The 25,213-nt window shown below is 40.8% G+C and carries 26 protein-coding genes; 4 read left to right on the plus strand and 22 right to left on the minus strand.

Going from position 1 to position 25,213, the window contains the following annotated elements; genetic code table 11:
• The first annotated feature begins 5 nt into the window (after nt 1–5).
• The 4 genes from ACYVQZ_RS05410 (at nt 6) to ACYVQZ_RS05425 (ending at nt 6,217) form a co-directional block, all read left to right on the plus strand.
• Nucleotides 6–1,508 carry a hypothetical protein gene (locus ACYVQZ_RS05410; RefSeq protein ID WP_461240388.1) on the plus strand — a complete coding sequence of 501 codons (1,503 nt, stop codon included), beginning with the start codon at nt 6–8 and terminating at the stop codon, nt 1,506–1,508.
• 28 nt (nt 1,509–1,536) lie between these two features.
• Nucleotides 1,537–4,401, plus strand: a complete 2,865-nt coding sequence (locus ACYVQZ_RS05415; protein WP_461240389.1) for a mucin-binding protein — start codon at nt 1,537–1,539, stop codon at nt 4,399–4,401.
• A gap of 1,191 nt (nt 4,402–5,592) precedes the next feature.
• Complete coding sequence (locus ACYVQZ_RS05420) at nt 5,593–5,979, plus strand: type II toxin-antitoxin system RelE/ParE family toxin (protein ID WP_461240390.1); 387 nt, start codon at nt 5,593–5,595, stop codon at nt 5,977–5,979.
• Nucleotides 5,957–6,217, plus strand: coding sequence for a helix-turn-helix domain-containing protein (locus ACYVQZ_RS05425; RefSeq protein WP_461240391.1), 261 nt, complete (start codon nt 5,957–5,959; stop codon nt 6,215–6,217). Before ACYVQZ_RS05420 ends, ACYVQZ_RS05425 begins: the two co-directional genes overlap by 23 nt.
• A gap of 180 nt (nt 6,218–6,397) precedes the next feature.
• Here the strand turns inward: ACYVQZ_RS05425 and ACYVQZ_RS05430 are convergent, their stop codons facing one another.
• The 22 genes from ACYVQZ_RS05430 to ACYVQZ_RS05535 form a co-directional block, all read right to left on the minus strand.
• Nucleotides 6,398–7,315 carry an L-lactate dehydrogenase gene (locus ACYVQZ_RS05430; protein ID WP_461240392.1) on the minus strand — a complete coding sequence of 306 codons (918 nt, stop codon included), beginning with the start codon at nt 7,313–7,315 and terminating at the stop codon, nt 6,398–6,400.
• 183 nt (nt 7,316–7,498) lie between these two features.
• Complete coding sequence (locus tag ACYVQZ_RS05435; RefSeq protein WP_461240393.1) at nt 7,499–8,413, minus strand: L-lactate dehydrogenase; 915 nt, start codon at nt 8,411–8,413, stop codon at nt 7,499–7,501.
• Between the two features lie 98 nt (nt 8,414–8,511).
• Nucleotides 8,512–8,898: an HIRAN domain-containing protein gene (locus ACYVQZ_RS05440; protein ID WP_461240394.1), complete on the minus strand. Its 387-nt coding sequence runs from the start codon at nt 8,896–8,898 to the stop codon at nt 8,512–8,514.
• A 179-nt stretch (nt 8,899–9,077) separates the two neighbouring features.
• On the minus strand, nt 9,078–9,905 hold the full coding sequence (locus ACYVQZ_RS05445) for a MetQ/NlpA family ABC transporter substrate-binding protein (RefSeq protein ID WP_461240395.1): 828 nt from the start codon (nt 9,903–9,905) through the stop codon (nt 9,078–9,080).
• Nucleotides 9,906–9,925: 20 nt separating this feature from the next.
• Complete coding sequence (locus tag ACYVQZ_RS05450; RefSeq protein WP_461240483.1) at nt 9,926–10,555, minus strand: methionine ABC transporter permease; 630 nt, start codon at nt 10,553–10,555, stop codon at nt 9,926–9,928.
• Nucleotides 10,556–10,604: 49 nt separating this feature from the next.
• Nucleotides 10,605–11,645: a methionine ABC transporter ATP-binding protein gene (locus ACYVQZ_RS05455; protein WP_461240396.1), complete on the minus strand. Its 1,041-nt coding sequence runs from the start codon at nt 11,643–11,645 to the stop codon at nt 10,605–10,607.
• Between the two features lie 361 nt (nt 11,646–12,006).
• Nucleotides 12,007–12,306 carry a glycine cleavage system H family protein gene (locus tag ACYVQZ_RS05460; RefSeq protein ID WP_461240397.1) on the minus strand — a complete coding sequence of 100 codons (300 nt, stop codon included), beginning with the start codon at nt 12,304–12,306 and terminating at the stop codon, nt 12,007–12,009.
• Between the two features lie 16 nt (nt 12,307–12,322).
• Nucleotides 12,323–13,522: an FtsW/RodA/SpoVE family cell cycle protein gene (locus ACYVQZ_RS05465; RefSeq protein ID WP_461240398.1), complete on the minus strand. Its 1,200-nt coding sequence runs from the start codon at nt 13,520–13,522 to the stop codon at nt 12,323–12,325.
• Between the two features lie 68 nt (nt 13,523–13,590).
• Entirely contained in the window at nt 13,591–13,803 is a 213-nt protein-coding gene (locus ACYVQZ_RS05470; RefSeq protein WP_461240399.1) for a DUF2969 domain-containing protein, read from the minus strand.
• 14 nt (nt 13,804–13,817) lie between these two features.
• Complete coding sequence (gene yidD, locus ACYVQZ_RS05475) at nt 13,818–14,057, minus strand: membrane protein insertion efficiency factor YidD (protein WP_461240400.1); 240 nt, start codon at nt 14,055–14,057, stop codon at nt 13,818–13,820.
• A 12-nt stretch (nt 14,058–14,069) separates the two neighbouring features.
• A complete protein-coding gene (gene mreB, locus ACYVQZ_RS05480) occupies nt 14,070–15,068 on the minus strand; it encodes a rod shape-determining protein (protein WP_461240401.1) in 999 nt (332 codons plus the stop codon).
• Nucleotides 15,069–15,102: 34 nt separating this feature from the next.
• Nucleotides 15,103–16,413, minus strand: a complete 1,311-nt coding sequence (gene murA, locus ACYVQZ_RS05485) for a UDP-N-acetylglucosamine 1-carboxyvinyltransferase (protein ID WP_461240402.1) — start codon at nt 16,411–16,413, stop codon at nt 15,103–15,105.
• Nucleotides 16,414–16,465: 52 nt separating this feature from the next.
• Nucleotides 16,466–16,696, minus strand: a complete 231-nt coding sequence (locus ACYVQZ_RS05490; RefSeq protein WP_461240403.1) for a DUF1146 domain-containing protein — start codon at nt 16,694–16,696, stop codon at nt 16,466–16,468.
• 464 nt (nt 16,697–17,160) lie between these two features.
• Nucleotides 17,161–17,574, minus strand: coding sequence for a F0F1 ATP synthase subunit epsilon (locus ACYVQZ_RS05495; protein ID WP_461240404.1), 414 nt, complete (start codon nt 17,572–17,574; stop codon nt 17,161–17,163).
• Between the two features lie 11 nt (nt 17,575–17,585).
• The gene (atpD, locus tag ACYVQZ_RS05500) at nt 17,586–18,989 is read right to left on the minus strand and encodes a F0F1 ATP synthase subunit beta (RefSeq protein WP_461240405.1); all 1,404 of its coding nucleotides are present in this window, start codon (nt 18,987–18,989) and stop codon (nt 17,586–17,588) included.
• 25 nt (nt 18,990–19,014) lie between these two features.
• Nucleotides 19,015–19,938: a F0F1 ATP synthase subunit gamma gene (locus ACYVQZ_RS05505; RefSeq protein ID WP_461240406.1), complete on the minus strand. Its 924-nt coding sequence runs from the start codon at nt 19,936–19,938 to the stop codon at nt 19,015–19,017.
• 37 nt (nt 19,939–19,975) lie between these two features.
• Nucleotides 19,976–21,496: a F0F1 ATP synthase subunit alpha gene (gene atpA / locus ACYVQZ_RS05510; protein WP_461240407.1), complete on the minus strand. Its 1,521-nt coding sequence runs from the start codon at nt 21,494–21,496 to the stop codon at nt 19,976–19,978.
• A gap of 28 nt (nt 21,497–21,524) precedes the next feature.
• Complete coding sequence (locus tag ACYVQZ_RS05515; RefSeq protein ID WP_461240408.1) at nt 21,525–22,067, minus strand: F0F1 ATP synthase subunit delta; 543 nt, start codon at nt 22,065–22,067, stop codon at nt 21,525–21,527.
• Nucleotides 22,057–22,575, minus strand: a complete 519-nt coding sequence (gene atpF / locus ACYVQZ_RS05520) for a F0F1 ATP synthase subunit B (RefSeq protein WP_461240409.1) — start codon at nt 22,573–22,575, stop codon at nt 22,057–22,059. Before atpF ends, ACYVQZ_RS05515 begins: the two co-directional genes overlap by 11 nt.
• A gap of 49 nt (nt 22,576–22,624) precedes the next feature.
• Nucleotides 22,625–22,837, minus strand: a complete 213-nt coding sequence (gene atpE / locus ACYVQZ_RS05525) for a F0F1 ATP synthase subunit C (protein WP_461240410.1) — start codon at nt 22,835–22,837, stop codon at nt 22,625–22,627.
• A gap of 36 nt (nt 22,838–22,873) precedes the next feature.
• Nucleotides 22,874–23,584, minus strand: a complete 711-nt coding sequence (atpB, locus tag ACYVQZ_RS05530) for a F0F1 ATP synthase subunit A (RefSeq protein WP_461240411.1) — start codon at nt 23,582–23,584, stop codon at nt 22,874–22,876.
• A gap of 213 nt (nt 23,585–23,797) precedes the next feature.
• Complete coding sequence (locus ACYVQZ_RS05535) at nt 23,798–25,060, minus strand: solute carrier family 23 protein (protein WP_461240412.1); 1,263 nt, start codon at nt 25,058–25,060, stop codon at nt 23,798–23,800.
• Between the last annotated feature and the right edge of the window lie 153 nt (nt 25,061–25,213).

Here is a 25,213-nt window from a genome sequence, read left to right on the forward strand (position 1 = left end):
ATTCAATGTATTTCGACTTTTTATTAAATAAGAACGACCAAATCTATTTGAAAATTTTAAGACTAATGTCTAAGCACCCGACACACACCGTCTTACGTCAAGAGCTTAGTGATCAATTTGGCCTGACTAATTTTCAATTGAATAAATTCTTTGAAACAGTTAATGCTGACCTTGCCACTGTTTCAGATGAAACTCCTAGCTTTATTGACGAAGTTTTGAAAGGTACCTTTCGCGCTCAAAACGTCAATACTTTTGTTGTGCAAAAAATGACGCTTCTCTACTTCAAGCGCTCAACCATGCGCTCCATTTTTGAATATCGTTTCTTTTATCAAAATGTGTATACTGCCCGCCAATACATGGATGATCACTATGTGTCTCACCCTGTCTTTTACCGTTTGAACAATCTTTTAAAAACAGAAATTCAGAACAATGATTTCTATTCGATTGCTGGTATTAATCAAGACCCTGAGTTCATCATTCGCTTACGCCTTTTCCAACTTTACTACACGGTCTATGCCGGCATCGAATCGCCATTTGAAGAACTAGATGAGGCGGTTCAACAAGTCATTGACAGCGTGGCCCAATATGCCACACATGATATTCAGCCAACCCAATACGTCAAACTCAATACTCTTATTAAAGTTTGGATTTTGCGCTTAGACGATAAAAATACCATCGCCAATTCATTACTTTCAGATGAATTACGTGGTGATACCTATCATGCTTTGCAAGCTGAAATCTCGAATGATTTGCATCAAACGATTACGATTACTCAAAACGAAATGGACTATCTATATAGTTTCTTAATTACGCAGGGATTTTTGGATAATGAAATTGTTGAAAACATTGATCAACACTTCCCTGAAGCTGCTAAAATTTCATGTGATTTTATTAATTTTTTAAATGATAAAGGCTTCTTAGAAGACGGCTTTGATGTTAATAAAACAGATTTATATTTGAGTTTATTGAAAGTAAATCTCCAATTTACGACATTCTATGTCGAACCAACGACTTTTATTAATTCCAATCAGGTCTCATTTTTCCGGCAACTGTATCCAACTTTTGATCTCGTGATTCGAGAATTTTTAAAGCAATTACGAGCTGAATCGTCATTTACCATTAGTAATCAAATGGTGATTAATCTCTACTTTAGTTACATGTTCTGTCTGATTAATTCTGTACCAGTTGAATTAATGAAAGACCGCGTTTTTATTTGTGTGGACTTTTCTGAAGGGACACTTTATTCAACGTATGTGATTAAATCACTCGAAGCTTTTAACCACGCTCACATTGTTGTGCAACCTCGAATTAATGAACAAACTGATATTTATATTTCGGATCTACACTCCAACTTTGTCCAGAAACCACAAGTGATTTGGATGGATCCACCAACCCCACAAGACTGGGAAGAACTGGCGAATTTAATTTTAAAATGTAAGGAACATCGATTGGAAAAACTATTCCCAGAGTATCAATGGGACTACAATAAAGAAGAAAACGACGATTAAAAAATTATATGTATGGAGGTGACAATGAATGACTCATCAAAATAGTCAGAATTCAGATTTTGAACCAAAAGTTCATTTTAAACTTTATAAATCAAAAAAATCTTGGTTAATCGCTGGTGCTGTTTTTGCTTCAATGAGCATTGGAGCTGCGAACGCTGAAACTGTACATGCGGATACAACTGACCAACCTAGTAATAGTCGAAAAGTAGCTACTAGTTCAGCGCTAAGTAATTCAAGTTCTGTAGCACTTAAGAGTAGCCAAAGTAGTACTAGCACAAGCAGCGCCGTTGCTTCAAGTGTTGCTACAACTAATTCTGCTGCGAGTGATGTCACTTCTAGTGCGGCAGTTACTAATTTAGGTAATGCCAATGCAGCTCAAGTTAAAAATGCAAAAGCTGCCGCTACTGAAACCTATCAAGCAACTGGCCAAGCTCAAAAAGTAACGGCTACAGCTGCTGTAACTGATATTTCATCTCAAGTTGGGTTTGTGAATTCTTCAGCCGCAACATCTGATGGCGCTTTTAATGGAACTGTCACTTATGATGACACCACGAATACCGTGAATATTGACTTAGCTACTGGCTACCAAATGACCCAGAGTCAGGTTGATGCCGTTAAGGCTTTTGCCCATTTAGACGATGAAGATCCCTCGAATGATATGATCATTACCGGAAAATCACCGCTTATTAGTGATGGAAAAGATGCTAACGGAAAGTCTATTTTCAAATCATCTGATCCGCTAGTTTTTCAAATCGAAGATGTGCAATCGGTTGGGGGATTACCAGAAAATGGTTCATTGGGCTTATCTGTTACTGATTCTTGGAGAACGACAGATGCGAAGACAATTACTAATCCAGACTCTGAAATTTGGATGGGCTTAAAAGATCCCAATGAAGGGTATTACATCACTATTTCACATGGCGACCCAACCGATGCTGATAAAGAAACGGCAATTATTAAAGGTCATGTAGGTACAGAACTTAATATTTCTTCTAACAACTACATGGCTCGTTTGACTAATCAACAACGCGAACAATTCTTCAATATGTTGGCTGTCGCTATGGCTTCTCAACAAGATAGTGATCCTTCTAATGATTTAACCGTTTATGCCACTTCAGACGCTACTGGAAGTAAATGGTCACCTGTTGAAGGATTAAACACGACTAATGTCAGTCTGAACGTTTCAATTATCGACACAGAAGGCAATGTTTTATACACCAGTTCAAAAGCTGGTACAATTGAATTTTCTGGTAGTGCGACAGATAATTATTTAACCACAACCACCAAAACACCAGCTACTATAAGTGATGATATTTCTGCTGCATTGAATGCTTTAAAAAATTGTTCTACTTACACAGATAGTACACAAACAGTTGGTGATGGCTCAACCAAATACAAAATTACCAAAACCGTACTAGGCAATCCAAGTACCAGCAACAGTGCAGTAGCTGACAACAATGCCACAATTGATCTTTCAAAATATCCAAACAGTACGATTTCCTACGGTGATGATGGCAAAGTGACGGCTTCAATCGACTTTGCTTTAGCCAAAGCATCCCCAACCATCGACATTACCTACACAGTCACAAAAGATACAACTGCCACGGCGACTTTATCATTTGTTGACGACGACAAACAAGGTCAAGCAGTTGGTACAGTGACCACTTTAACTGGCGATGCTGGCACAACTCCAACTAATAAAGTCCAAATTCCAGCTAACTATCAAGTTGTTGCTGGTTCGGGTTACACTGATAACAGTGACCAAACCGTTTCAACCTCGACAGCATTGACCGCTGATGACACTGATAATGTGGTTGTTCACTTAAAGCATAAAAAGACCACTAAACCAGCACCTTCCAGTAGTAGTGACAGTGCTTATGGCAATACTCATAAATCTTTCACGATCACAGTTAACCAAAACACACCAAGTGGCACCCAGACTGTGACGCAAACAATCACGTATTCACGCTCTTACACTGTCGATTTGGTGACTGGTGCCACTGTTAGCTATGGCAATTGGCAGACAACCAACAGCTTCAAGAACATGACCCCGACAGCTGTTAATGGTTATCTGCCATCGACTAGTTCAATTAGTACGGGAACCAAAACAGATGGTGGTCAAACCATCAGCGATATGCTGACTGCATTTGGCAATGGCTCTGCCACGACTGCTCAGAATGCTACGATTACAGTTAGTTACAAGGAACAGCCAAAAACGACCACTCCAAGTGAGCCATCGACACCAACAACGACACCAAGCCAACCTAGCACCCCAAGTAAGCCAAGTACAGCAACTACGACACCGGTAGTTCCAGCGTCGAAACCTGCAACGATCCCGGCTAATCATACGTATGTCTCGGTCCCTTATCACCCACGCACAATTAGTCCTCAATATTCAACAGTCACCATTTTGTATATTGACGGTGATACCGGCAAAGTATTGAAGTATGAAGTTTTAACGGGTGAAAACGGTACGGTCATTAATTTTGACACCTACCAATTCATTCATGATTTACAACTGGAAGGCTACTTTATCACCAGTAATGGTACGGCACTGGATCATGCAGATTTTGGTTCTGGTGGTACCACATTTCGGGTTTACATGAGTCGCGGTAATCATCAGGAACAACCAACAACTTCTGCCCCGACACAAGCTGCCCCAGCTAAACATAAACATCACCATAAAAAAACTACGGTCAAAGCACCTAAAAAGAAGATGTTTGACCATAGTAGTGATGATCCAATTATTGTAGACGACGTTGACGCCATTTTAGGCATTGGGTATGGCGATAATGGTGGCGGCGATAATGAAGTTTCTGAGCTAGGTAAATTCTTTGTTAGTTTATCTGGCCGAGTTAATTTTGGTGTTGAGCTACTGAAAACTGAAGATTAGATCAAGACGCGCACCGCGAGGTGCGCTTTTTATTTGCCCGTTAACAGCTGCTGGTTTGTGGTGGATGCGGATCTGGTGGACTAAATGATTTATTTTTGTTTGGTTGCAGTGGTGCACCATTATTTCAAGCGAACTTGACCTTCTCTGAATTTAACCACTTCCCAATCTCGACACACGACCTATCGTAAAATATGCGCCGATGGGCACAAATTAATATCCCGTTTGGTCAGCGCTTATTTACTAATCAGACGGGATTCTATCATGTGGCTTGCGCCTATTTTTTGATTTGTCGTGTCCCGGAATGTGTAAGTCGGTGATTTGGTGATTGGAAAAGTGTGATTGTTTTATTCGTTCGCTTTGTCCTAGAAAGGACAAGGTCTTTTGACACCTTTTCAGTGTTTCAGTGGCTAACAATTTTGTTAGCTATCTTGAATTTGATTGTTAGAATTTTAGAAATACGAAAAAAATAACCGTTCCCTTGCTTTGACAGGCCGGAATGGTTATTACTACTCTTGCTGATCACCGTCTCAGACGGAAACCATGGGAGTTCAACTAGTAACAGCTGGTTGGACTCCTTTTACATTTAAATACTAACACATTTATTAGTGTCTTTCTATAACTATATCGTTAGTATCAGGGTACGTAAAAGCAACGATTTTCTTTCAAAATAATTCAATTAAATTTGCGTGAAAATGTTGATAGAACGCTTTTTTCACTGATTTAATTGGTATACTAATTACTGGTTTAAGTTTGGGACGGTGATCGGCTCCGTTGATTAAGGAGGTGGCGCCCATGCTTTTTTATGTTCGCTGTGTCCTTGAAAGGATTCAGATATTGTGACACCATTTCAATGGCTGAGTATTTTAATCGGCCTTACAATGCTAGTTGTTGCTGTTTTAGAGCAAATAAAAAAGTAGCTATTCCCTAAACTTTTCCCGTTTAAAATAGCTACATTTCATTTTAACGGCCACCGTCTCAGACGGAAACCATGAGTCTTCAGCTAGTGAGAGCTAGCTTGGGCTCTTTTTTTACATTCAAATAATACCATAACTTTCAGTGCAATTCTACTTTAGAGCACATTCACTATTGGTACAAAAATATTTTTCTATTTTTTTCGTATATTTCTTTTAACAAAGAGTTTTCTTTGAAATGAAATAGCAAATGAGTTATATTTGTGGAAAGAGTTAAAAGATGTACGATATTTATTTTTATGAAGATTTACATGGCCATAATGATATTGAAGAATGGATTACCCAGTTAGATCGAAGTCACCAAGTAAGTGACAAGGCATTGCTAACAAAGATTATTCATCACATTAATCTTTTAGAGTTATTAGGGCCAAAATTGAATGAACCACATGCTAAATATTTAAAGGGTTATCACCATAAACTTTTTGAACTCAGACCAATTCCTGAACGGATTTTTTACGCACCATGGTCCTATCGGGGTTTTGTGTTGTTGCATCATTATACAAAGAGACGTGATAAAACTAGTTCACGAGAAGTTCAAAAAGCTTTGACTAAATTAGACGACTGGATAGAAAGGATGAAAGATAATGACAACTTGGAAGGCAATTAAAGATGATATTACTTCTGTCAACAAAGAAGAGATGGTAATTATCGATACACTTTCAAAATTACAAGCTATCCGTATTCAACGAGGTATTACCCAAAATGAATTTGCCGCCTCTATTGGAATGTCACAACCACAACTTGCCAAAATTGAAAAAATGACATCCATTCCCTCATTAGCGACACTGAATCGCTATGCTCAAGGACTCGATATGCATTTAGAAATTTCATTGGTCACTAATTAAAACCAACTCGCTAATAACTGAATACGTTAATTGACGACATAAATATGAACAAATATTCCAATAAGTAAGGAAAGGACGGTACGACCGTTCGCTGGCCTAGGTTTTGCCGACAGCTTATAAGTATCAAAATAAAATGGATCCCTAGTCTGCGGGCTAGAGGTCCATTTTATTTTGAAAAATCTAATGTTTCAGTGATGCGATCTTTTGCTTAATAAAGTTAGCTGATGTTGCTAATTTACCGTGCTCTAGCTCGCTTAATTCTAAATACGCTAATGATTCAATCCCATCAGCACCGACAATCGCCGGTTGGCCAACGTATGTTTGAAATTCCGGATGATAAGTTGATACTGGGGCTGCCAGATGATCATTGGATAATACCGCACCGGCTAATTTTGTGACACAAGTGGCAATGGCGTAACAGGTATAGCCTTTGCCAAAGAAAATATCAAAATTACCCTTATTGGTTTGTTCTTCGATTTCTTCGTAATTCAGATGATATGATTCTTGAATTTCATCGACTGGGCGACCATTGACTGTCACTGTTGACCATGCGACAAATTTAGAGTCTCCGTGTTCACCGTAAACGTAACCCCCGATATTTTTGGGACTCAGACCGAGCTTCATTCCCAAATTACGTTGTAATCGGGCTGTATCTAAGAACGTTCCGGTACCGAAAACGTGCTTTTGTGGTAATCCGGTTAATTCTTGCAAATAGGCTGTGACCACATCACACGGGTTCCCGATATTAATTAAAATACCGTCAAAACCAGATGCTTTGATTTGAGGGGCTACTTCTTGGACTGCCTGTTCGTTGAATTTTAACTCGCCAAAACGATCCCCGTCTTCTTGAATGATGCCGATATTACCAAACGCGGTAATCAAGACATCTGCTTGTTTTAAAGCAGCGTAATCTTGAATAATGATCTCCGTATTGGTATCCAGACGCGCTGTGGCGTCGAGTAAATCGTATTGTTCGGCTAAAGCTTTCTTGTCATTCTTATCGATTAAGATTAATTTATCAGCCAGTCCTTTTGAGACTAACGTATAGGCCACTGTGGCGCCGACGTGGCCGAGACCGATGACTCCGATTGTTCGCATAGATTCTCATCATCCTTTAATTTTTTTGGTTGTGGTTATGATACCACTTTTTTGTTTGGTTGTGGAAACGTGCTACAAGCGCCAACTCCCTCCGGTTAACAAAAATAAACGGGCGGTCACAAACCCAGTGACCACCCGTTTATTCTCGTTAATCCTCAGGAGTTACCCGGCGCTTTTCGCACTCTAAAGTGTGTCAAACTTCTCCTTAATCGTCTCCGCTGAATGAGCAAACTTCGCCTCTTCATCGTCTGGCAATGGTAATGTAATCACTTCTTCGATCCCATTTTTGCCGACAATTAACGGTTGACCGACGTATGTATCGTATTTTTCACTATATGATGAACATGGACAAGCTAGTTTGGCGTCCGCTAAAACGGCTTGGCTCAACTTGACTGCACATGTAGCAATCGCAAAGTTAGTGTAGCCTTTACCTGAATGAACGGCCCAACCACCATGGCGTGCTTCATCTTCTAGTTTGGTTAAATCTAAGTGTTGTTCTGTGGCTAAGTCTTTGATTGCCAGTCCATTGACTTGCACGGTTGACCATGCTGAAAATTGAGATTCACCATGTTCACCGTAGACGTAACCTGAGACGTTTTTAGGATCAACATCAAATTGATCCGCCACAACTTTTTGCATGCGGGCTGTATCGAGAAATGTTCCCGTCCCGAAACATTGCGCATGGGACAACCCAGTTTCACGTTGAATATAATGCGTAATCGCATCGCATGGATTCATCGTGTCAATCAGTACCCCATCAAAGCCTGACGCTTTAATTTTTGGGGCAATGTCTTTAACTATTTCTCGCGTGAACTCAAATTCCGCCCAACGGTTTCCAGAAACATTATCAAGCGCATGGATATTACCAGCAGTAACAAATAAAACATTCGCATCCCTCAATTCTGAATAATCTTGAATTTTGATAATCGTACGGGTATCTAGACGAGCTTGCGCATCTTGCAAATCAAGTTGTTCAGCTCTAGCTTTACCTTCATCCTTGTCAATCAAAATCAGTTCGTCAGCAATGCCCTTGCTGACCAACGTATAAGCGACGGTGGCACCCACATGGCCGACACCGACAATGGCGTATTTTCTCATATGTATAAATTCCCTCCATACCTTAGAAAACTATGTGAATTCTCATTGTTTTCTAATAATATACACTAAATTACACCTGCTGGGGGGAATAGTCAAGATTAGTTTGTGTGCTTGCGGTTATCTTTAATTTTAACAACTACCCGAAATTGCCGCTCGGGATGCGTTTCTTTATTGACATACTGAATGTGCGCATCAAAGATTTTTTCATGCCCAAAGTATAATAATGTACTTAATAGACTGTTTCGATCCTTTGGGACGTAGCCTAATTTGGCCTTCTTATAATAGACGGCAACAGCCTCTGGATCATAGGGATTATCTGGCTCACACACGAGTTTAACCTTCTGCCCTAATGTCAGTTCATCAATCACTTCTAAGCCATCGCCATAGGTAAATCCAGCAATATGAAAATCCATCATATTACGACTTGGTTCATAAGAATAGTTCTCGAGCGCATTGATCATTTGTTTTTGAGCTTCATTATCCATAGTTGTTGGTCTCCGTTTTCTAAAATTTTGTTTTGAAATTTGCAACTATTGGTACAAGACAGGTATTTTTTAAATTATTATATCCAATATATATCTAATTTCGTATCAAGTGTCAATGTTAAAAATAAACAAAAAGGATTCTCAGTTGAGAATCCTTTCGTTATCACGTTATTCCTGAATTATTTACCCTTAGGATAAACTGGCACAACAGCACCTTTGTATTGCTTAGTAATCCAATCAGCAGTTGATTTTGATTGGAGAGCCTTCATCAATTTCTTGATGGCAGGTTTGTTTTGATCACCTTTACGAACAGCCACGATGTTGGCATATGGTGATGAGTTCTTTTCAAGGGCAATCGCATCTTTAGTTGGATTCAAACCAGCTTGTTCGGCGTAGTTTGAATTAATCACAACGGCTGCGCCTTCTTTTTTCTGGTAGAATTGTGGCATTAATTTTGGTTCGAGATCAGTCTTGAACTTCAGGTTACGCTTGTTATCCTTGATGTCACTGAATTTAGCAGTTGTAATGTCAGTACCTGGTTTCAAAGTAATTAAGCCGGCATCCTTAAGTAATGTCAAGACACGACCATAATCAGAAACGTTGTTGCTGACCAGGATTTCGCCACCATTTGGTAAATCCTTTAATGACTTGTACTTTTGTGAGTAAATACCGATTGGTTCCAAGTGAACCTTACCAGCACTCACAAGTGAACCATCATTTTCCTTGTTCCAAACATCCAAGAATGGCGTGTGTTGGAAGTAGTTGGCATCGAGGTTCTTGTTAGCCAAGTCCTTGTTAGGTAAGACGTAATCTTGGAAGACTTTGATCTTCAAGTTAACGCCTTCTTTTTTCAATTGTGGTTGAATGTGTTTCAAAATTTTGGCATGGGGCACGTTTGAAGCACCGATGGTAATCGTCGTTTCTTTTGTTGATGATTTACCACATCCGACTAATAATAATGCTGTCGCAGCAATTGCTGCAAATCCTGCAATCCATTTCTTTTTCATTAGTTACTCCTCCTAATTGTTTAACGTTTATCGATATGCTTAACACAAAAGTCACCGAGAAATTGGAAAATAAAGACAATGATGACAATGATGACTGTGGCCATTAATGTGATGGCGTTGTTGTTGGACTGGAATCCATCGAGATACGCCAGGTTACCAAGACCACCAGCACCAATGGCACCGGCCATCGCTGTGTAACCAATCAATGAAATTGCCGTAACAGTAATACCAGATACTAAGGCTGGCATGCTTTCTGGCAACAATACTTTCGTAATCACTTGCGTCTTTGTAGCGCCCATTGACGTTGCGGCTTCAATGACCCCTTTGTCAATTTCATGAAAGGCCAACTCAACCATTCGGGCGTAAAATGGCGCCGCCGAAATAATCAGTGATGGCAAGGCTGCCTTGGGGCCAATGATGGTACCCACCAGGACTTGCGTTGCCGGTAATAGCAACACAATCAAAATAATAAACGGAATCGAACGGAAAATATTAACAAATGCTGACACAATCCAGTTTAAAATTTTAGCACCCAGGGAGTCACTGTTGCTCGTTTCAAATAATAAGAGCCCTAGCAAAACACCCAAAACCGTCACAACAATGATTGAAACGATGGTCATCCACACGGTTTCCCATGTTGCATTCCACATATTCGGCCAATCGATCGTACTAAATTTGAAATATGATGCTAATCCATTTTTATCCACGTTCGATCACCTCCGCTTCAACACGCATGGTTTGGAAATACTCAATCGCGCCGTCAATGCTGGCGCGATCATCACTGAGTAGTTGGATGTACAGTGATCCGAGGGCGCCTTCTTGTGTCTGATGAATATTTCCTTCGATGATTGTCAAATCGACATCTGGGAATTGACGCAACATTTCCGACACAATCGGCAACTTCGCTTGATCACCATGGAACGTGAGTTTTGTGATAACCCCATTGGGATACTTTTCAAATAACTCACTGACCACCACGTTGGTATCATCAGTATTAGCACCGGTTGCCTCTTGATTAACGAAGCGTTTCGTAATCGTCTGTTGTGGCCGCTTGAAGACGTCCAAAACAGGACCTTCTTCAACGATCTTACCAGCATCTAAAACGGCAACACGGTCACAAATTTTGCGAATAACATGCATCTCATGCGTGATCACCACAATGGTTAAATTGAGTTTCTTGTTAATGTCTAACAAGAGGTTCAACACTTCATCAGTGGTTTGTGGGTCAAGTGCGCTGGTGGCTTCATCTGACAATAAGATTTCTGGATCATTAGCGAGTGCTCGCGCAACACCGACCCGTTGCTTTTGTCCCCCAGATAATTCTGACGGATAGGCATCTTCGCGACCCTGTAAACCAACTAATTCGACTAATTCTTGCGCCTTTTTGCGTCGCGTCGCTTTATCAATTTTGGCAATTTCTAACGGAAATTCAATATTTTCAAGTACAGTTCGTGACCATAGTAAGTTAAAATGTTGAAAAATCATGCCAATCTTGAGGCGTTGTTCTCGCAAATCTTTACCTGTCAGACTACTGATTTGGGTACCGTTAATTTTCACGGACCCACTGGTTGGTGTTTCAAGACCATTTAACATCCGAATAATCGTACTCTTACCAGCACCAGAGTAACCCACAATCCCAAAAATTTTACCATCTGGAATGGTTAGATTAACATCTTTAACAGCGTTCACTTCGCCTTGTGCTGCATTAAACGTCTTTGAAACATCCTTAAATTCAATCACCTTAACATCCCCTTTCATTGAGCCAATAAAAAAAGCCCTTCATCCTAATTTTACATCGAGGACGAAAAGCTTGTTTACGTGGTACCACCTGATTTTTTGACAGCCTCACAGCTATCAACTCAGCGAGTATAAATACTCTTGCACGATAATGGGTGCACCATCATAAACTTATCATTTAAGCTCGTTTATAACTTGTCAGCAAGACCATCTTCACGACCACCAATTTACTCCGTTTCACCACCAGGAGCTCTCTTTGAAACTGATTCAATCGTTACTCATCTTGCGTCTTAATTATTTGTGTTGACCTTGATTATACAAATTCGTTTTTTTTGTGTCAAGTTCAATTTTTTTTACGATCGGATTACTTGGTTGTCACAATCCAACGATCACTGGTTGTGCCTGAATTCAAAGCGTCTGGACCATCTTCCAATGTCTCGTTAACAGCGACCACTTCGCCGGCCACTGGACTTGGTAAATCTGACACGGCTTTTTCCGCTTCCACAGAAATAAAGGTGCCATCTTCAGTTAGTTTAGTCCCGACTTCTGGATAGTCGATAAAGTTGATTTTCCCTAAATCATCTAAACCAGAATCACTCAGACCTACTTTTTTTGTGCCATCTGCCTGGTCTTTAATCCAAAAATAATTTGCCGCTTCACTCATTTCAATTTCCCCCTACTTATCTAAATTGCTCATTATTACTAAACATGTACGAATGATTGTGATATCTCATCGACATAATCATTCCAATTCCTAACAAATTACCAATTAACGCCGATCCCCCAGCACTGACAAACGGCAGTGGAATCCCGGTTAATGGCAGTAAACCAATACTCATGCCAATGTTTTCAAACACGTGGAATAAAATCATCATGATCACACCCGTTGATATATAGGCGTAGAACTCATTTTTAGTGTCAAAAGTCACACGAATCATTTGGTAGATTAACAGGAGATACAACAAAATCAGTAATGCACCACCGACAAACCCGAAGTTTTCACCAATCACGGAGAAAATCATATCTGATTCACGCACGGGGACGTACACTTTTGAAGTATCAAACCCGGTCCCGACAACCGAGCCCGAACCCACTGCTTTGATACTTTGCCAGAGTTGATACCCCTGGTTTGACGTATCTTGCGATGGATGCAGCCAGGTGTCGACCCGCGCAAATTGATAGGCTTGGAAGCCTAAATGTTGCAGAATCGTTCGGCCCCAAGTCGTTGTGACCAGCGTTAACGCAATCACAGCAATGGCCACTACGGCAGTGACCCCCGGCACAATAATGCGCCAAGTGATCCCTGAAACCAGCAACATTCCGCTAAAGATGGCTAAGAACACCAAAGTGGTCCCAAAGTCATTTTGGAAATGAAGTGAAATCACGATTGGTAATAACCATAACACCATTTTGCCAATTAAGATAAAATCTGAATCGACATTATGCGTTGCATACTGATTATTGTGAATTGAAATGACACGGCCCATCATCAAAATATAGGCCGGTTTCATGACTTCAGACGGCTGAAAGGTCAGCGGTCCAATCGCAAACCAACTTTTTGCACCAGTACTGAGGTAATACGAGCGGCTGTAAAAAATTAAGATCGCAAACATCAAAAAGATCCCCAGCCCGTAAGCAATGGGTGCCACTTTCCACAGCTGCTCTGAATCAAATTGCATGATGATCACCACGGCAATCGAACCGACGATGTACCAAGCTAACTGGGTCACCACCGCTTTGAGCACGCTAGTCGCTGTTTTATCGTGAGTTGCTGCAACGTAAATAGATGCAAGGCCGATAATGGCTAACAGCAGCACACAAAATATAATTCCGTAATCAATCCGTGAATTATCCTCACGGTTGTTCGCTCTTGATTGCATATCTAACTCCTTTTGAGCATTAAAAATAAATAAAACAGTGTCACATTAGCCACTGTTTTACCATGAACTTAGCCTTGATGCAAGTGGTATTGTTGCAAGATGACTTCTAAGCCTTCTTCTTGGCTTTTCACTTTAAAAGCGTCACCATCGACCACTGTTGCAACAAATCGCTGATTTTGTGATTCAATTGTGCCAATCACTTTTTTGCCGATCAACACTTCTTGTTCTTGTTGATTAATATCATTGACGGTCACGTCAATTGCTCTATCTTTTTTACTCAAAAAATTTCACCTGTTCATTGATTTTGTTGATTTCTTTTTAACGAAAAATGATCAGGCACCGGATCCAGGCCGCCCTTGACAAATGGATGACACCGCAAAATACGGGCTAGACCCATTAAAATCCCAGCTAATCGATAGCGCTCAATCGCTTCAATCATGTAGTTGGAACATGTTGGTTGATAGCGACAAGTTGCTGGCCGAAAAGCTGAGATATTTTTTTGATACCATTTGATCATTTTAATCAAAATTTGCATTCAGTCACCTGACTACTTTTTATCTTTACCGCCTGTTTTTTGCATGCGTTCGAGCATTTCACCGGCACCTTTAGCCACGTTGTCGAGTGGATCTTCTGAAACCACAACGGGTACTTTTAAGTGTTCGCTGAAGAGTTGGTCGATACCGTCAAGCAGTGAAGTTCCACCAGTCAACATGATGCCGCGATCAATAATATCAGCAGCCAGTTCAGGTGGGACTGTTTCTAACACGTTCATTGCTTCGTTAATAATGGCGTGTAAGGTTTCATGAAGGGCTTCTTCAACTTCGTTTGCATCAATTTGGATTGAACGAGGCATCCCGCTAACAGCATCACGACCACGAACTTCCATGGTTTCTGGTTCGTCTTTTTTAAGCGCTGTTCCGATCGTCATCTTGATGTTTTCGGCTGAATGTTCACCAATCACAAGGTTGTGCTTAGCTTTAATGTAGTTCACGATGTCGGTGTTCATCTTGTCACCGGCTACTCGTAATGAACTACTTGAAACAATGTCACCCAATGACAAGATGGCGATATCACTTGTACCACCACCCATATCGATAACCATGTTACCGCTAGGACGGAAGATATCAAGGCCCGCGCCAATAGCGGCCACTTTTGGCTCGTATTCAAGGTAGACTTTACCGCCACCAGATTGTTCGGCAGCTTGCATGATTGCCTTACGTTCGATTTCAGTGATATTGGTTGGTGCACAAATCATGATGTTGGGTTTTGACATAAAGCCCTTCACATTTAATTTATTAATGAAATATGACAACATTTCTTGTGTGACATCAAAGTCAGAAATAACGCCATCTTTCAGTGGACGAATGGCCCGGATGTTGCTAGGTGTTCTTCCGACCATGCGGTAAGCTTCAGAGCCCACTGCGAGCACCTTGTCAGTTTTTGTGTCAATTGCGACAACGGATGGTTCGTTTAAAACGACCCCTTTACCTTGTACATAAATGAGGACGTTTGCTGTCCCTAAATCAATTCCAATATCTTTTGCCATGTTACGAAATGGCTCCCTTCAATAAATAATTTACTTAGTTTTTAACTTGATTAACTGAATCGACTGGCAACGTTGTTGTATCGGCCACGTCAATGCGCTCGATTTGAGCACCTAGTTTTTGGAGTTTAATGTGGAACTCATAATAGCCACGATCTAGATACTTCAAGTTGGTAACTTGCGTATAGCCATGGGCTACCAGACCAGCCAAGACAAGGGCTGCACCAGCGCGTAGATCAGTAGCAGCCACTTCGGCACCATTGAATTGAGTTGGACCGGACAAGATTGCCGTCGATCCTTCAATCTTAAACTGCGCATTCATCCGGCGTAGTTCTTCAAGATGCATAAAGCGATTTTCAAAGACCGTTTCATTGAGCGTACTTGTGCCGTTAGCAGTCAATTGCAACACTGAAATTTGTGGTTGCAAGTCCGTTGGAAATCCAGGATGTGGCATTGTTTTGACGTTGGCTGGTAATAAAACAGACGTTCCAATTACGCGGATACCATCGTCTTGTTCAATGACCGTGACACCCATTTCTTCTAACTTAGAAATCAATGGCTTGTTATGTTCGGCAATGGCATCTTCAATGACCACGTCACCGTTCGTAATCGCAGCGGCCACCATAAAGGTTCCAGCTTCAATCCGGTCTTGAACAACGTTATGTTCACAACCGTGGAGGAATGTGACCCCTTGAATCCGAATGGTTTCAGTACCGGCACCATGAACGCGAGCGCCCATTTTGTTAAGGACGTTAGCTAAATCAACGATTTCAGGCTCGCGCGCCACGTTTTCAATCGTGGTGATACCGTCTGCCAAAGTGGCAGCCATCATGATGTTTTGGGTTGCGCCAACACTTGGAAAGTCCAAATAAATGTTTGCGCCAGTTAAATGATCAGCGGTTGCTTCAACGTAACCATCATGTTGTTCAATCGTTGCACCAAGTGCTTCAAAGCCCTTTAAGTGCAAATCAATTGGACGAGTACCGATGGCACAGCCACCGGGCATAGCAACTTTAGCGTGGCCACAACGTGCCAGCAATGGCCCCATGACAACCATTGAAGCACGCATCTTTGAGACGTATTCAAATGGTGCTTCGGATGAAATTTCATGTGACGCATCTAAACTCAATGTGTTATGCGCTTCATCAAAGTTGACGTCAATGTTCAAGAAATTCAACACTTTGTTCATTGTGTACACATCAGATAAGATGGGTATATTGCCGAGTTCTACAGTACCGCTCGAAGCTAAAATACTAGCTGCTTGAATGGGTAATACGGCATTTTTTGCGCCTTCAATATGTACGCGACCAGACAGCTTTTTTCCGCCTTTGACAACTATTTTTTCCACGAGTTTTTCCTCCAGTTTATAGTTTGGGGTAATTTATTTTTTAAAGTGTGTTTTATTTAGTTAAATAGATTAAATTTGAAATTGTGTTAAAAAAGCTCACGACAAAACTTGCGCAACTATACCCAATCGCCACTGACAATAAGACAATCAGCGTTGGCAGGGTTTTAGGTGGCTTACGAAACAAATGATCAAGCCGTAGCCCTTGGAGACTACGAAACGCCAACCAAATAAACCCAAATTGCACAACCAAAGTAATTAAAGATTGAAAACCAATTTGTCGCATGGTAAATACCTCTCTTAAACAAGTTTAATAATAACATACCTATCAGGGGTCTGTCTTATTCTTTAACTAAAGTTAAGCAAAACTAACAGAGTGTGGAGAGCACCCGGGTAGGCCACGAGGATTAACGTACTAAAAATGAAATTCCCGGGCTTGGAATTTTGTTTTTAGTATGTTAACCGGAATGGTCTGGGTGCTCGGAACACGTTTCAAAATAGAGTGTGGAGAGCGACGGTTAGCTTCTGAGGATTAACGTGCTAAAAGTGAAATTCCCGGGCCTGGAATTTTGCTTTTAGCGGGTTAACCGGAAGAAGCTGTCGCTCGGAACACGTTTCAGCCAAACTGAAGAGAAAGCGCGGTTCACATTCAAGCAGTAACAGATCAAGTTTCCGCAACCATAAACTAAAGCAAACAAAAAACCTGGTTCCCCACCGGGAAACCAGGTATAAAATTCAACTTCTAAAAATTTATTTCTTAGAAATTTGCAAACGATTAATCGCACGTTTCAATGCAACTTCAGCACGGGCCAACTCATCTTTATCATGCACTTCATGTGCATGGGCAATGTGTTGTTCAGCACGTTCTTTTGCACTTTGAGCTCGATTAACGTCAATATTTTCAGGAGTTTCAGCACTATCTGCCACAATTGTAGCAAGGTTGTTGGCAAATTCCACAAACCCGCCGTTAACTGCAACAGTATCTTGCTGACCATCATGATGAACACGCGCAGCATCAATTTGTAATGCTGCCACCAACGGGATATGGTTTGGTAAAATCCCCATTTCGCCAGAAGGTGTGCTCAAAACGAGCATCGTGGCATCACGATCATAAACAGTGCCATCAGGAGTACATATGGTGACCTTAAACGTATTCTCAGCCATAAATATCCCTCCTAATTAGTCTGCATCTGCTTTGCTTTTTTTACCGCATCTTCAATTGGTCCGACAGAACGGAAAGCATCTTCTGGAAGATCATCGTACTTACCTTCCAAAATCTCCTTGAAGCCTTTGATGGTGTCTTTCAATGAAACGTATTTACCAGGTAAACCAGTAAATTGTTCCGCAACACTAAAGCTTTGTGACAAGAAGAATTGAATACGACGAGCACGACCAACGATCGTCTTTTCTTCGTCAGACAATTCATCCATTCCTAGAATTGAGATAATGTCTTGAAGTTCACGATAACGTTGCAACACGTGTTGTACTTCTGTGGCAACTTCGTAATGTTCTTGACCAACAATTTCAGGTGTCAAAGCTGTTGAAGTAGAAGCAAGTGGATCCACGGCTGGATAGATACCTTGTTGTGTTAAGGCACGTTCCAAGTTGGTTGTGGCATCCAAGTGCGCGAATGTCGTTGCTGGAGCAGGATCAGTATAATCATCGGCAGGAACATAAATCGCTTGAATAGAGGTGATTGAACCCTTCTTCGTTGATGTGATTCGTTCTTGCAACTGTCCCATTTCAGTAGCTAGCGTTGGTTGGTAACCAACGGCGGATGGAATCCGACCAAGCAAGGCTGAAACTTCAGAACCCGCTTGAGTAAATCGGAAGATGTTGTCGATAAATAGCAACACATCTTGACCTTTAACATCACGGAAGTATTCCGCAATCGTCAATCCAGTCAATGCCACCCGCATCCGGGCACCAGGTGGCTCGTTCATCTGACCATAGACCATGGCCGTTTTTTCTAGCACTCCTGATGCTTTCATTTCAAAATACATGTCATTACCTTCACGGGTTCGTTCACCAACCCCAGTAAAGACAGAAATTCCGTTGTGTCCTTGAGCGATGTTATGGATTAATTCCTGAATCAAAACGGTCTTACCAACACCGGCACCACCGAACAATCCGATCTTTCCACCACGGACGTATGGAGCAAGTAAATCAATAACTTTGATTCCTGTTTCCAAAATTTCCGTTGCGTTGTTGAGATCTTCATATTCAGGGGCATCACGATGAATTGGGTCACGTTGTGCATCAGGACCAAAGTCCGCACCGCCGTCGATTGGATCTCCTAAGACGTTGAACACCCGACCAAGTGTATCGTCGCCAACAGGAACACTGATTGAAGCATTCGTGTTTTCAACTTCCATACCACGTTGGAGACCATCAGTACCGTCCATGGCAATGGTTCTAACAACGCCGTCCCCTAATTCAAGGGCAACTTCGACTGTTAAATCTTTACCATCGGCTAACTTAATCTTTAGCGCAGTATTAATATCGGGTAATTTTTCATCTAAGGGGAATTCAACATCGACAACTGGTCCAATAACTTGGACAACTTTACCAGAACTCATATGTTGTATCCTCCTATCTCATTTGTTATTCAACTGCAGCCATACCACCAGTAATTTCAGTAATTTCTGTGGTAATTGCTGCTTGCCGAGCGCGGTTATATTGCAACTGAAGTGCATCAATAATATCGCCGGCATTGTCCGAAGCAGAACGCATTGCATTCGAACTGGAAGCATGTTCAGATGTTTTCGCATCTAAAATTGCTCCGTAGATTAAACTTTCAGAATATTGTGGTAATACAACTGAAAGTATATCTGCTTCTGAAGGTTCAAATTCGTACTCAGGATTGATGCGATCATCGGTTGTTGGCTGATCATCTGTATCAATTTGGGCAAGGGATTCTTCAGAAATTGGTAACAACTGTAAGTTTTGAATGCTTGATGAAATACGGTTAACAAAGTGACTGTGAATAATAAATAATTCATCAAAGACTTCGTTTTCGTACATTTCAGTGACCGTTTTAACGATTTCTCGCACTTCATTAAAAGTTGGGACGTCGCTAACACCAATATATTGGTAAGCCACGTTTAACTTTTGCTTCGTGAAGAACTCGGTACCGGTATTTCCAACAGTGAGTAAAACACTGTTGTCAGCAGTCAACTGCTTTTCTTTAATAAAGTCCATCGTTGACTTAATCACGTTACTGTTATAGCTACCAACCAAGCCACGATCGGAAGTAATAATTAAGATTCCGGTCTTCTTGACTGGGCGTTGTTTAATTAACGCTGAAATTGAAGAATTGTCACCAGCAGAAGCAGCATCGATAACATGAGACTGTGCCAAATGCGCGACAATACTTTCAACCTTAGCAGCATATTGCTGATAAGTTTTCGTGTGATGTTGAATCTGGTTTAACTTAGACGTTGAAACCATTTGCATCGCAGTGGTAATTTGTCGGGTATTTTTTGTAGATGCAATTTTATGTTTAACACTTGCAAGTGATGCAGGCACTATATCTCACCTTCCTTTCCTAATGGAAATCGTTATGCTATTTCTTTTGGGCTGCCTTACCTTGGAATGATGGTTTAAATTCGCTAATTGCGTTATCTAATACATCACCTTCTGGTAGTTGTGAAGTGGACTTAATGTTGTCCAAGATGTCTTGATGGTTGGCGCTAAAGAAATCAAACATTTCTTTTTCAAAACGTAAAATATCATCAACATCAACATCGTCAAGATAGCCGTGAGTCAACGCATACAAGATAACAACTTGTTGTTCAACTGCTTCAGGTTGATGCAAGCCTTGCTTCAAGACTTCCACAGTTCGTTTCCCACGGTTTAATTTAGCTTGGGTTGCTTCATCCAAATCAGAACCAAATTGGGCAAATGATGCCAATTCATTATATGAAGCCAAGTCCAAACGCAATGTTCCGGCAACTTTCTTCATTGCTTTCACTTGCGCATCCCCACCAACCCGTGAAACAGAAGTTCCGGCATCAATGGCAGGACGAGTACCCGCATAGAATAAATCAGAATCCAAGAAAATTTGACCATCGGTAATTGAAATAACGTTAGTTGGGATATAAGCTGACACATCACCAGCTTGCGTTTGAATAACAGGTAAGGCAGTCATTGAACCGCCACCTAATTCATCAGAAAGCTTGGCTGCACGTTCTAGTAAACGTGAATGCGTATAGAAAATATCACCAGGATAAGCTTCACGACCAGGTGGTCGACGTAAAATCAAAGAAAGTTCACGATAAGCATCGGCTTGCTTAGTTAAATCATCATAGACGATCAACACATGCTTGCCGTTGTACATGAATTCCTCACCCATCGCTGCACCAGCATAAGGTGCAATGTAAAGCAATGGGGCTGGGTCAGAAGGACCAGCAGAAACGACGATGGTGTAATCTAATGCGCCGTATTGACGCAAAGTTTCCACCTGACTTCTAACTGTTGATTGCTTTTGACCGATTGCCACGTAGATACAAATCATATCTTGATCTTTTTGGTTAATGATTGTATCCATCGCAATGGATGTTTTACCGGTCTTCCGGTCACCAATGATTAACTCACGTTGACCACGACCGATTGGAACTAAGGCATCAATGGCCTTAATCCCTGTTTGTAATGGCTCGAAAACACTTTGACGTTGCATAACGCCAGGGGCCTTTTTTTCAATTGGGCGGGTATTTGAAGTATTGATATCACCAAGACCGTCAATTGGACGACCTAATGGATCAACAACACGTCCTAATAATCCGTCACCAACTGGAACTTCCATGATCCGACCTGTTCGTTTGACGCTATCGCCTTCACGAATGCCATCGAATTCACCTAAAACAACGATACCAACATCGTTAGATTCGAGGTTTTGGACCATTCCATAGACACCATTATCAAATTCGAGCAACTCACCAGCCATGGCATTATCTAAACCATGTGCACGGGCAATTCCATCACCAACGTATGTGACCGTTCCTGTTTCTTCAACAGACAGTTCATCTTGGTAATTTGCTAATTGTTCCTTGATGAGTGAACTGATTTCCTCAGCCTTAATGCTCATAAAAGTCTCACCTCTTTAAATTAAGATATTAATTAATAAGTAAACGACGAATCTGTTCAATTTTTGAACTAAGACTTCCGTCTAACGTTTCGTTGTTAGCGCGGATGATGACGCCACCTAAAATCTCAGGATCAACTGTTTCATCAGCGACCACTTCATTAGCTCCAATGCGGGCTGCAAAAGTTTTCATTAATTGTTCCTTTTGATTTTCGCCTAGCTTCACCGCTGTCGTAATTTCAGCATGAACTCGTTTATTTTTTTCATCATAACGCCGTTCAAACTCATCGATTATTGCAACCATGTCATTCATTCGTCCATAATCAAAGATCATTTGAATCAAGTTCGCAACTAATGGACTAGCATCTTGTTGCAGCGCTTTGACCAATGATTGTTTTTCCGAAAGTGATAATTCTGCGCCTGTTAAAACAGCTGCCAAACTATCATTAGCTTGAAAAACGGCACGTAATTGTGTCAGTTCTTCAAACGTGGCATCAAGATTGCCTTGTTCGACAACTAATTCAAACAACGCTTTTGAATAACGCTTTGCAATTGTCATCTTATCAAGACTCATCTTGTCCCAACCTTTCGATATAAGAGTCGATTAATGCCTTTTGATCATCAGCATTAAGCTCTTTATGAATGATCTTGGAAGCAATCTCAATAGATAGGTTTGCAACATCGTCTTGCGCACTCTTTAATGCATCTTGACGAGCTTGTTGCGCGTCTTTTTGAGCATTTTCTTTGAGTGTTTGAGCATCACTTTGTGCAGTTTCAATGATTTGCGTACGTTGTGTTTCACCGTTTTGCTTAGCATCGTTAACAATTGATGCTGCTTCTTGCCGTGAATTTTGCAATTCACTTTGGCGTTTTTGGGCTAATTCACTTGCTTCATTACGTGACTTTTCGGCGTTATCAATATCATCAGAAATCTTTTGTGCACGGTCACTCATCATTTTCACAACGGGTTTCCAGGCAAAATGACCAACCAATAACATCAAAATAACAAACGAGATTATGTAAAAAAGCATATCTCCAATATACAAACTGTTTGATTCTGCTAAAACACTTTGTGCAAACATCTATTGGCACCTCCTTATATAATGAATTTTTAAATCTGTGATCTAATGATTACTTGTTCATTACAAGGAAACCAATAACGATCGCTAAAATAGGCATAGCTTCGATCAAACCAACACCAATGAACATTGTGGCACGTAATTGTCCTGATAGTTCTGGTTGACGAGCCATTCCTTCAAGTGTCTTAGAAATAACCATACCGTTACCAAAGCCGGCACCTAGTGCGGCTCCGAATGCAGCGATTCCTGCAGCAATTGCTCCCATTATATAAATCCTCCTTAAATCAATTGAATGTTAATACTATTCGGAAATCTTCCGAGAAATATAAACCGTCGTTAATGTTACAAAGACATATGCCTGAATTGCACCAATGAAGACTGAGAATCCTTGCCAAATCATTTCTAGTGGCAAGGCCAGAATCATCGTGGTGACACCGTGTGAAAAAGCTAATTGGGCTAATAATTTAAGTAAAATTTCACCCGCAAAAATATTTCCAAACAGTCGTAATCCAAGCGTCAAAAAATTACCGAATTCCTCAAATAAGGAAATTGGCAACAAAGCAAGTGGTGTTAAATAAGAATCTTTGACGTAATTCTTAAAACCATTATTAGCCACACCTGCAAAATGTGCTAATGACATCACCGTTAATGACAGCGTCAATGTCACAATTGGGTCAGCTGTAGGGCTTCTTACCAATTCATGACCATTAAATCCGAATTGTAAAATCAATCCTAATTGGTTCGAAATGAAGATGAATAAAAATAGCACAAACACGAAGAAGTTATAACTACCAACACTTTGTGCTGGCATTTGACCTCTCACAATACCGTTTGTAAAATCAATAATCCATTCCAAAACGTTTTGACCGCCAGTTGGCTTCATCTGAATCTTTCGTGATAGTCCAAACAAAAGGAAAAAGACAATCAAACAGGTGACTAAACCTGAAATAACGTTTGTCCAATTAAACATCAGCCCGAACAATTTAAATGTATAAGCTGATTCACCACTCATGCATATTCCACCTCTTTTCTTTATAACAATAAGTTGGTTGCTATATCGTGAAAAATCAATATTTTTCCATAAAAAAATAGTGTATCTGACTTTCCAAAATACATGAAAAATCATACCACCATTTAGCATAAATATCAAAAGATTTTCTAATAAAAACCCACATTAAAAAATTGTGAGAATACTAGAAATGTAAGCGATTACAAGCTTGCTCTGTTATTCACTAGCGGCCTCTTTGGGCAAAATTAAATTTAAAGCAATTCCTAAAACAGCCGCAACGGCTAATCCGGAAAATTGATACTGTCCAAGTTGTAAATATGCATTCCCAATTCCAATCACTAAGATGGTCGAACCAATCATCAAGTTCTTCTTAGAATTAAAGTCGACTTGCTTTTCAATTAATACCCGTAGTCCACTGGAAGCAATAACCCCAAATAGTAAGAATGAAATACCACCAATTACTGGGCTGGGAATTGATTCAATTAAAGCACTCAGCTTACCAACGAAGCTAAACAAAATGGCAAAAAATGCTGCGCCACCAAGAACGTAAACACTGTGGACCCGTGTGATAGCTAACACACCGATGTTTTCACCGTAACTCGTCACAGGAGGGCCACCGACAAAACCGGCGATAATTGATGCGGTCCCATCCCCTGCTAGTGTGTGATGCAATCCGGGATCTTTGAAGAAGTTGCGACCCGTCAATTGATTTAACACCATGATGTGGCCTAAATGTTCCGTCATTGTGACAAAGGCAATCGGCGCCATACTCAAGATGGCACCCCAATATAGTTGTGGATGATAGCTGACAAATGGAATTTGAAATTTCGGCAAACTAAACCATGGTGCGGCCATTACCGGTGCAAAATTGACGATACCAAAGAACACCGCAATGATATAGCCAACCACAATCCCGAGTAAAATTGGAATGAGACCTAAGAAACCACGAAGGTACATGTTGAAGAAAATGGTGACGAGTAACGTCAACATGGCGACCGCAAACAATTTCAAATCATATTTACCAGCAGCATTCAATGTTGCATCCTTGGCAGCCGTCGCAGCTAAAGATAGTCCAATGACCATCACAATGGGACCGACAATGATTGGTGGCAACACCTTATCAATCCAAGCAGATCCAAAGAAGCTCACAATGAGGGCCACGACAATGTAAACGAGTCCCACGGCCACTGTCCCTTGGGCGATGGCTGGATATCCAGCGGTTTTCATTAGCGCCATCATTGGCACAATGAATGAGAAACTTGAGCCCATGTAAGCTGGAATTTTTGCCTTAGTGATCAGAATATATAGTAAGGTCCCAACCCCAGAACTAAATAGTGCAATTCCTGGATTCAATCCAACTAAAATTGGCACCAGGACAGTTGACCCAAACATCGAAAACATGTGTTGAATTGATAAACCGACCCACTGACCAAACTTTGGACGATCGCCAATATCTAACACGACATTATGATTTTTCATGTGTTGCCCTCCTCCTAGAAAACAAAAAGACAGTCCTTGCACCGTGAAGTACAAAGACTGTCTACTTTTAGTCAGATTATTTAAGCGACATTCCTTAGTAGCCTCACGGGACTACTTTAAAAGAATTTTCTATATTGATAGTAGTATAGCATT

The sequence above is a fragment of the Paucilactobacillus salsurae genome (genome assembly GCF_054784995.1).

What these genes read in the sequence shown, in the direction of transcription:
- ACYVQZ_RS05415 (WP_461240389.1), top strand. Translation starts at nt 1,537, where the DNA reads ATGACTCATCAAAATAGTCAGAATTCAGATTTTGAACCAAAAGTTCAT.
- ACYVQZ_RS05450 (WP_461240483.1), bottom strand. Translation starts at nt 10,555, where the DNA reads ATGTGGAATGCAACATGGGAAACCGTGTGGATGACCATCGTTTCAATC.
- atpA (WP_461240407.1), bottom strand. Translation starts at nt 21,496, where the DNA reads ATGAGCATTAAGGCTGAGGAAATCAGTTCACTCATCAAGGAACAATTA.
- ACYVQZ_RS05440 (WP_461240394.1), bottom strand. Translation starts at nt 8,898, where the DNA reads ATGGATAATGAAGCTCAAAAACAAATGATCAATGCGCTCGAGAACTAT.
- ACYVQZ_RS05535 (WP_461240412.1), bottom strand. Translation starts at nt 25,060, where the DNA reads ATGAAAAATCATAATGTCGTGTTAGATATTGGCGATCGTCCAAAGTTT.
- ACYVQZ_RS05465 (WP_461240398.1), bottom strand. Translation starts at nt 13,522, where the DNA reads ATGCAATCAAGAGCGAACAACCGTGAGGATAATTCACGGATTGATTAC.
- ACYVQZ_RS05420 (WP_461240390.1), top strand. Translation starts at nt 5,593, where the DNA reads ATGTACGATATTTATTTTTATGAAGATTTACATGGCCATAATGATATT.
- ACYVQZ_RS05445 (WP_461240395.1), bottom strand. Translation starts at nt 9,905, where the DNA reads ATGAAAAAGAAATGGATTGCAGGATTTGCAGCAATTGCTGCGACAGCA.
- ACYVQZ_RS05460 (WP_461240397.1), bottom strand. Translation starts at nt 12,306, where the DNA reads ATGAGTGAAGCGGCAAATTATTTTTGGATTAAAGACCAGGCAGATGGC.
- ACYVQZ_RS05410 (WP_461240388.1), top strand. Translation starts at nt 6, where the DNA reads ATGTATTTCGACTTTTTATTAAATAAGAACGACCAAATCTATTTGAAA.
- atpE (WP_461240410.1), bottom strand. Translation starts at nt 22,837, where the DNA reads ATGGGAGCAATTGCTGCAGGAATCGCTGCATTCGGAGCCGCACTAGGT.
- ACYVQZ_RS05495 (WP_461240404.1), bottom strand. Translation starts at nt 17,574, where the DNA reads ATGGCTGAGAATACGTTTAAGGTCACCATATGTACTCCTGATGGCACT.
- atpB (WP_461240411.1), bottom strand. Translation starts at nt 23,584, where the DNA reads ATGAGTGGTGAATCAGCTTATACATTTAAATTGTTCGGGCTGATGTTT.
- atpD (WP_461240405.1), bottom strand. Translation starts at nt 18,989, where the DNA reads ATGAGTTCTGGTAAAGTTGTCCAAGTTATTGGACCAGTTGTCGATGTT.
- ACYVQZ_RS05490 (WP_461240403.1), bottom strand. Translation starts at nt 16,696, where the DNA reads ATGCGACAAATTGGTTTTCAATCTTTAATTACTTTGGTTGTGCAATTT.
- ACYVQZ_RS05430 (WP_461240392.1), bottom strand. Translation starts at nt 7,315, where the DNA reads ATGCGAACAATCGGAGTCATCGGTCTCGGCCACGTCGGCGCCACAGTG.
- mreB (WP_461240401.1), bottom strand. Translation starts at nt 15,068, where the DNA reads ATGGCAAAAGATATTGGAATTGATTTAGGGACAGCAAACGTCCTCATT.
- yidD (WP_461240400.1), bottom strand. Translation starts at nt 14,057, where the DNA reads ATGCAAATTTTGATTAAAATGATCAAATGGTATCAAAAAAATATCTCA.
- ACYVQZ_RS05425 (WP_461240391.1), top strand. Translation starts at nt 5,957, where the DNA reads ATGACAACTTGGAAGGCAATTAAAGATGATATTACTTCTGTCAACAAA.
- ACYVQZ_RS05435 (WP_461240393.1), bottom strand. Translation starts at nt 8,413, where the DNA reads ATGAGAAAATACGCCATTGTCGGTGTCGGCCATGTGGGTGCCACCGTC.
- atpF (WP_461240409.1), bottom strand. Translation starts at nt 22,575, where the DNA reads ATGTTTGCACAAAGTGTTTTAGCAGAATCAAACAGTTTGTATATTGGA.
- ACYVQZ_RS05515 (WP_461240408.1), bottom strand. Translation starts at nt 22,067, where the DNA reads ATGAGTCTTGATAAGATGACAATTGCAAAGCGTTATTCAAAAGCGTTG.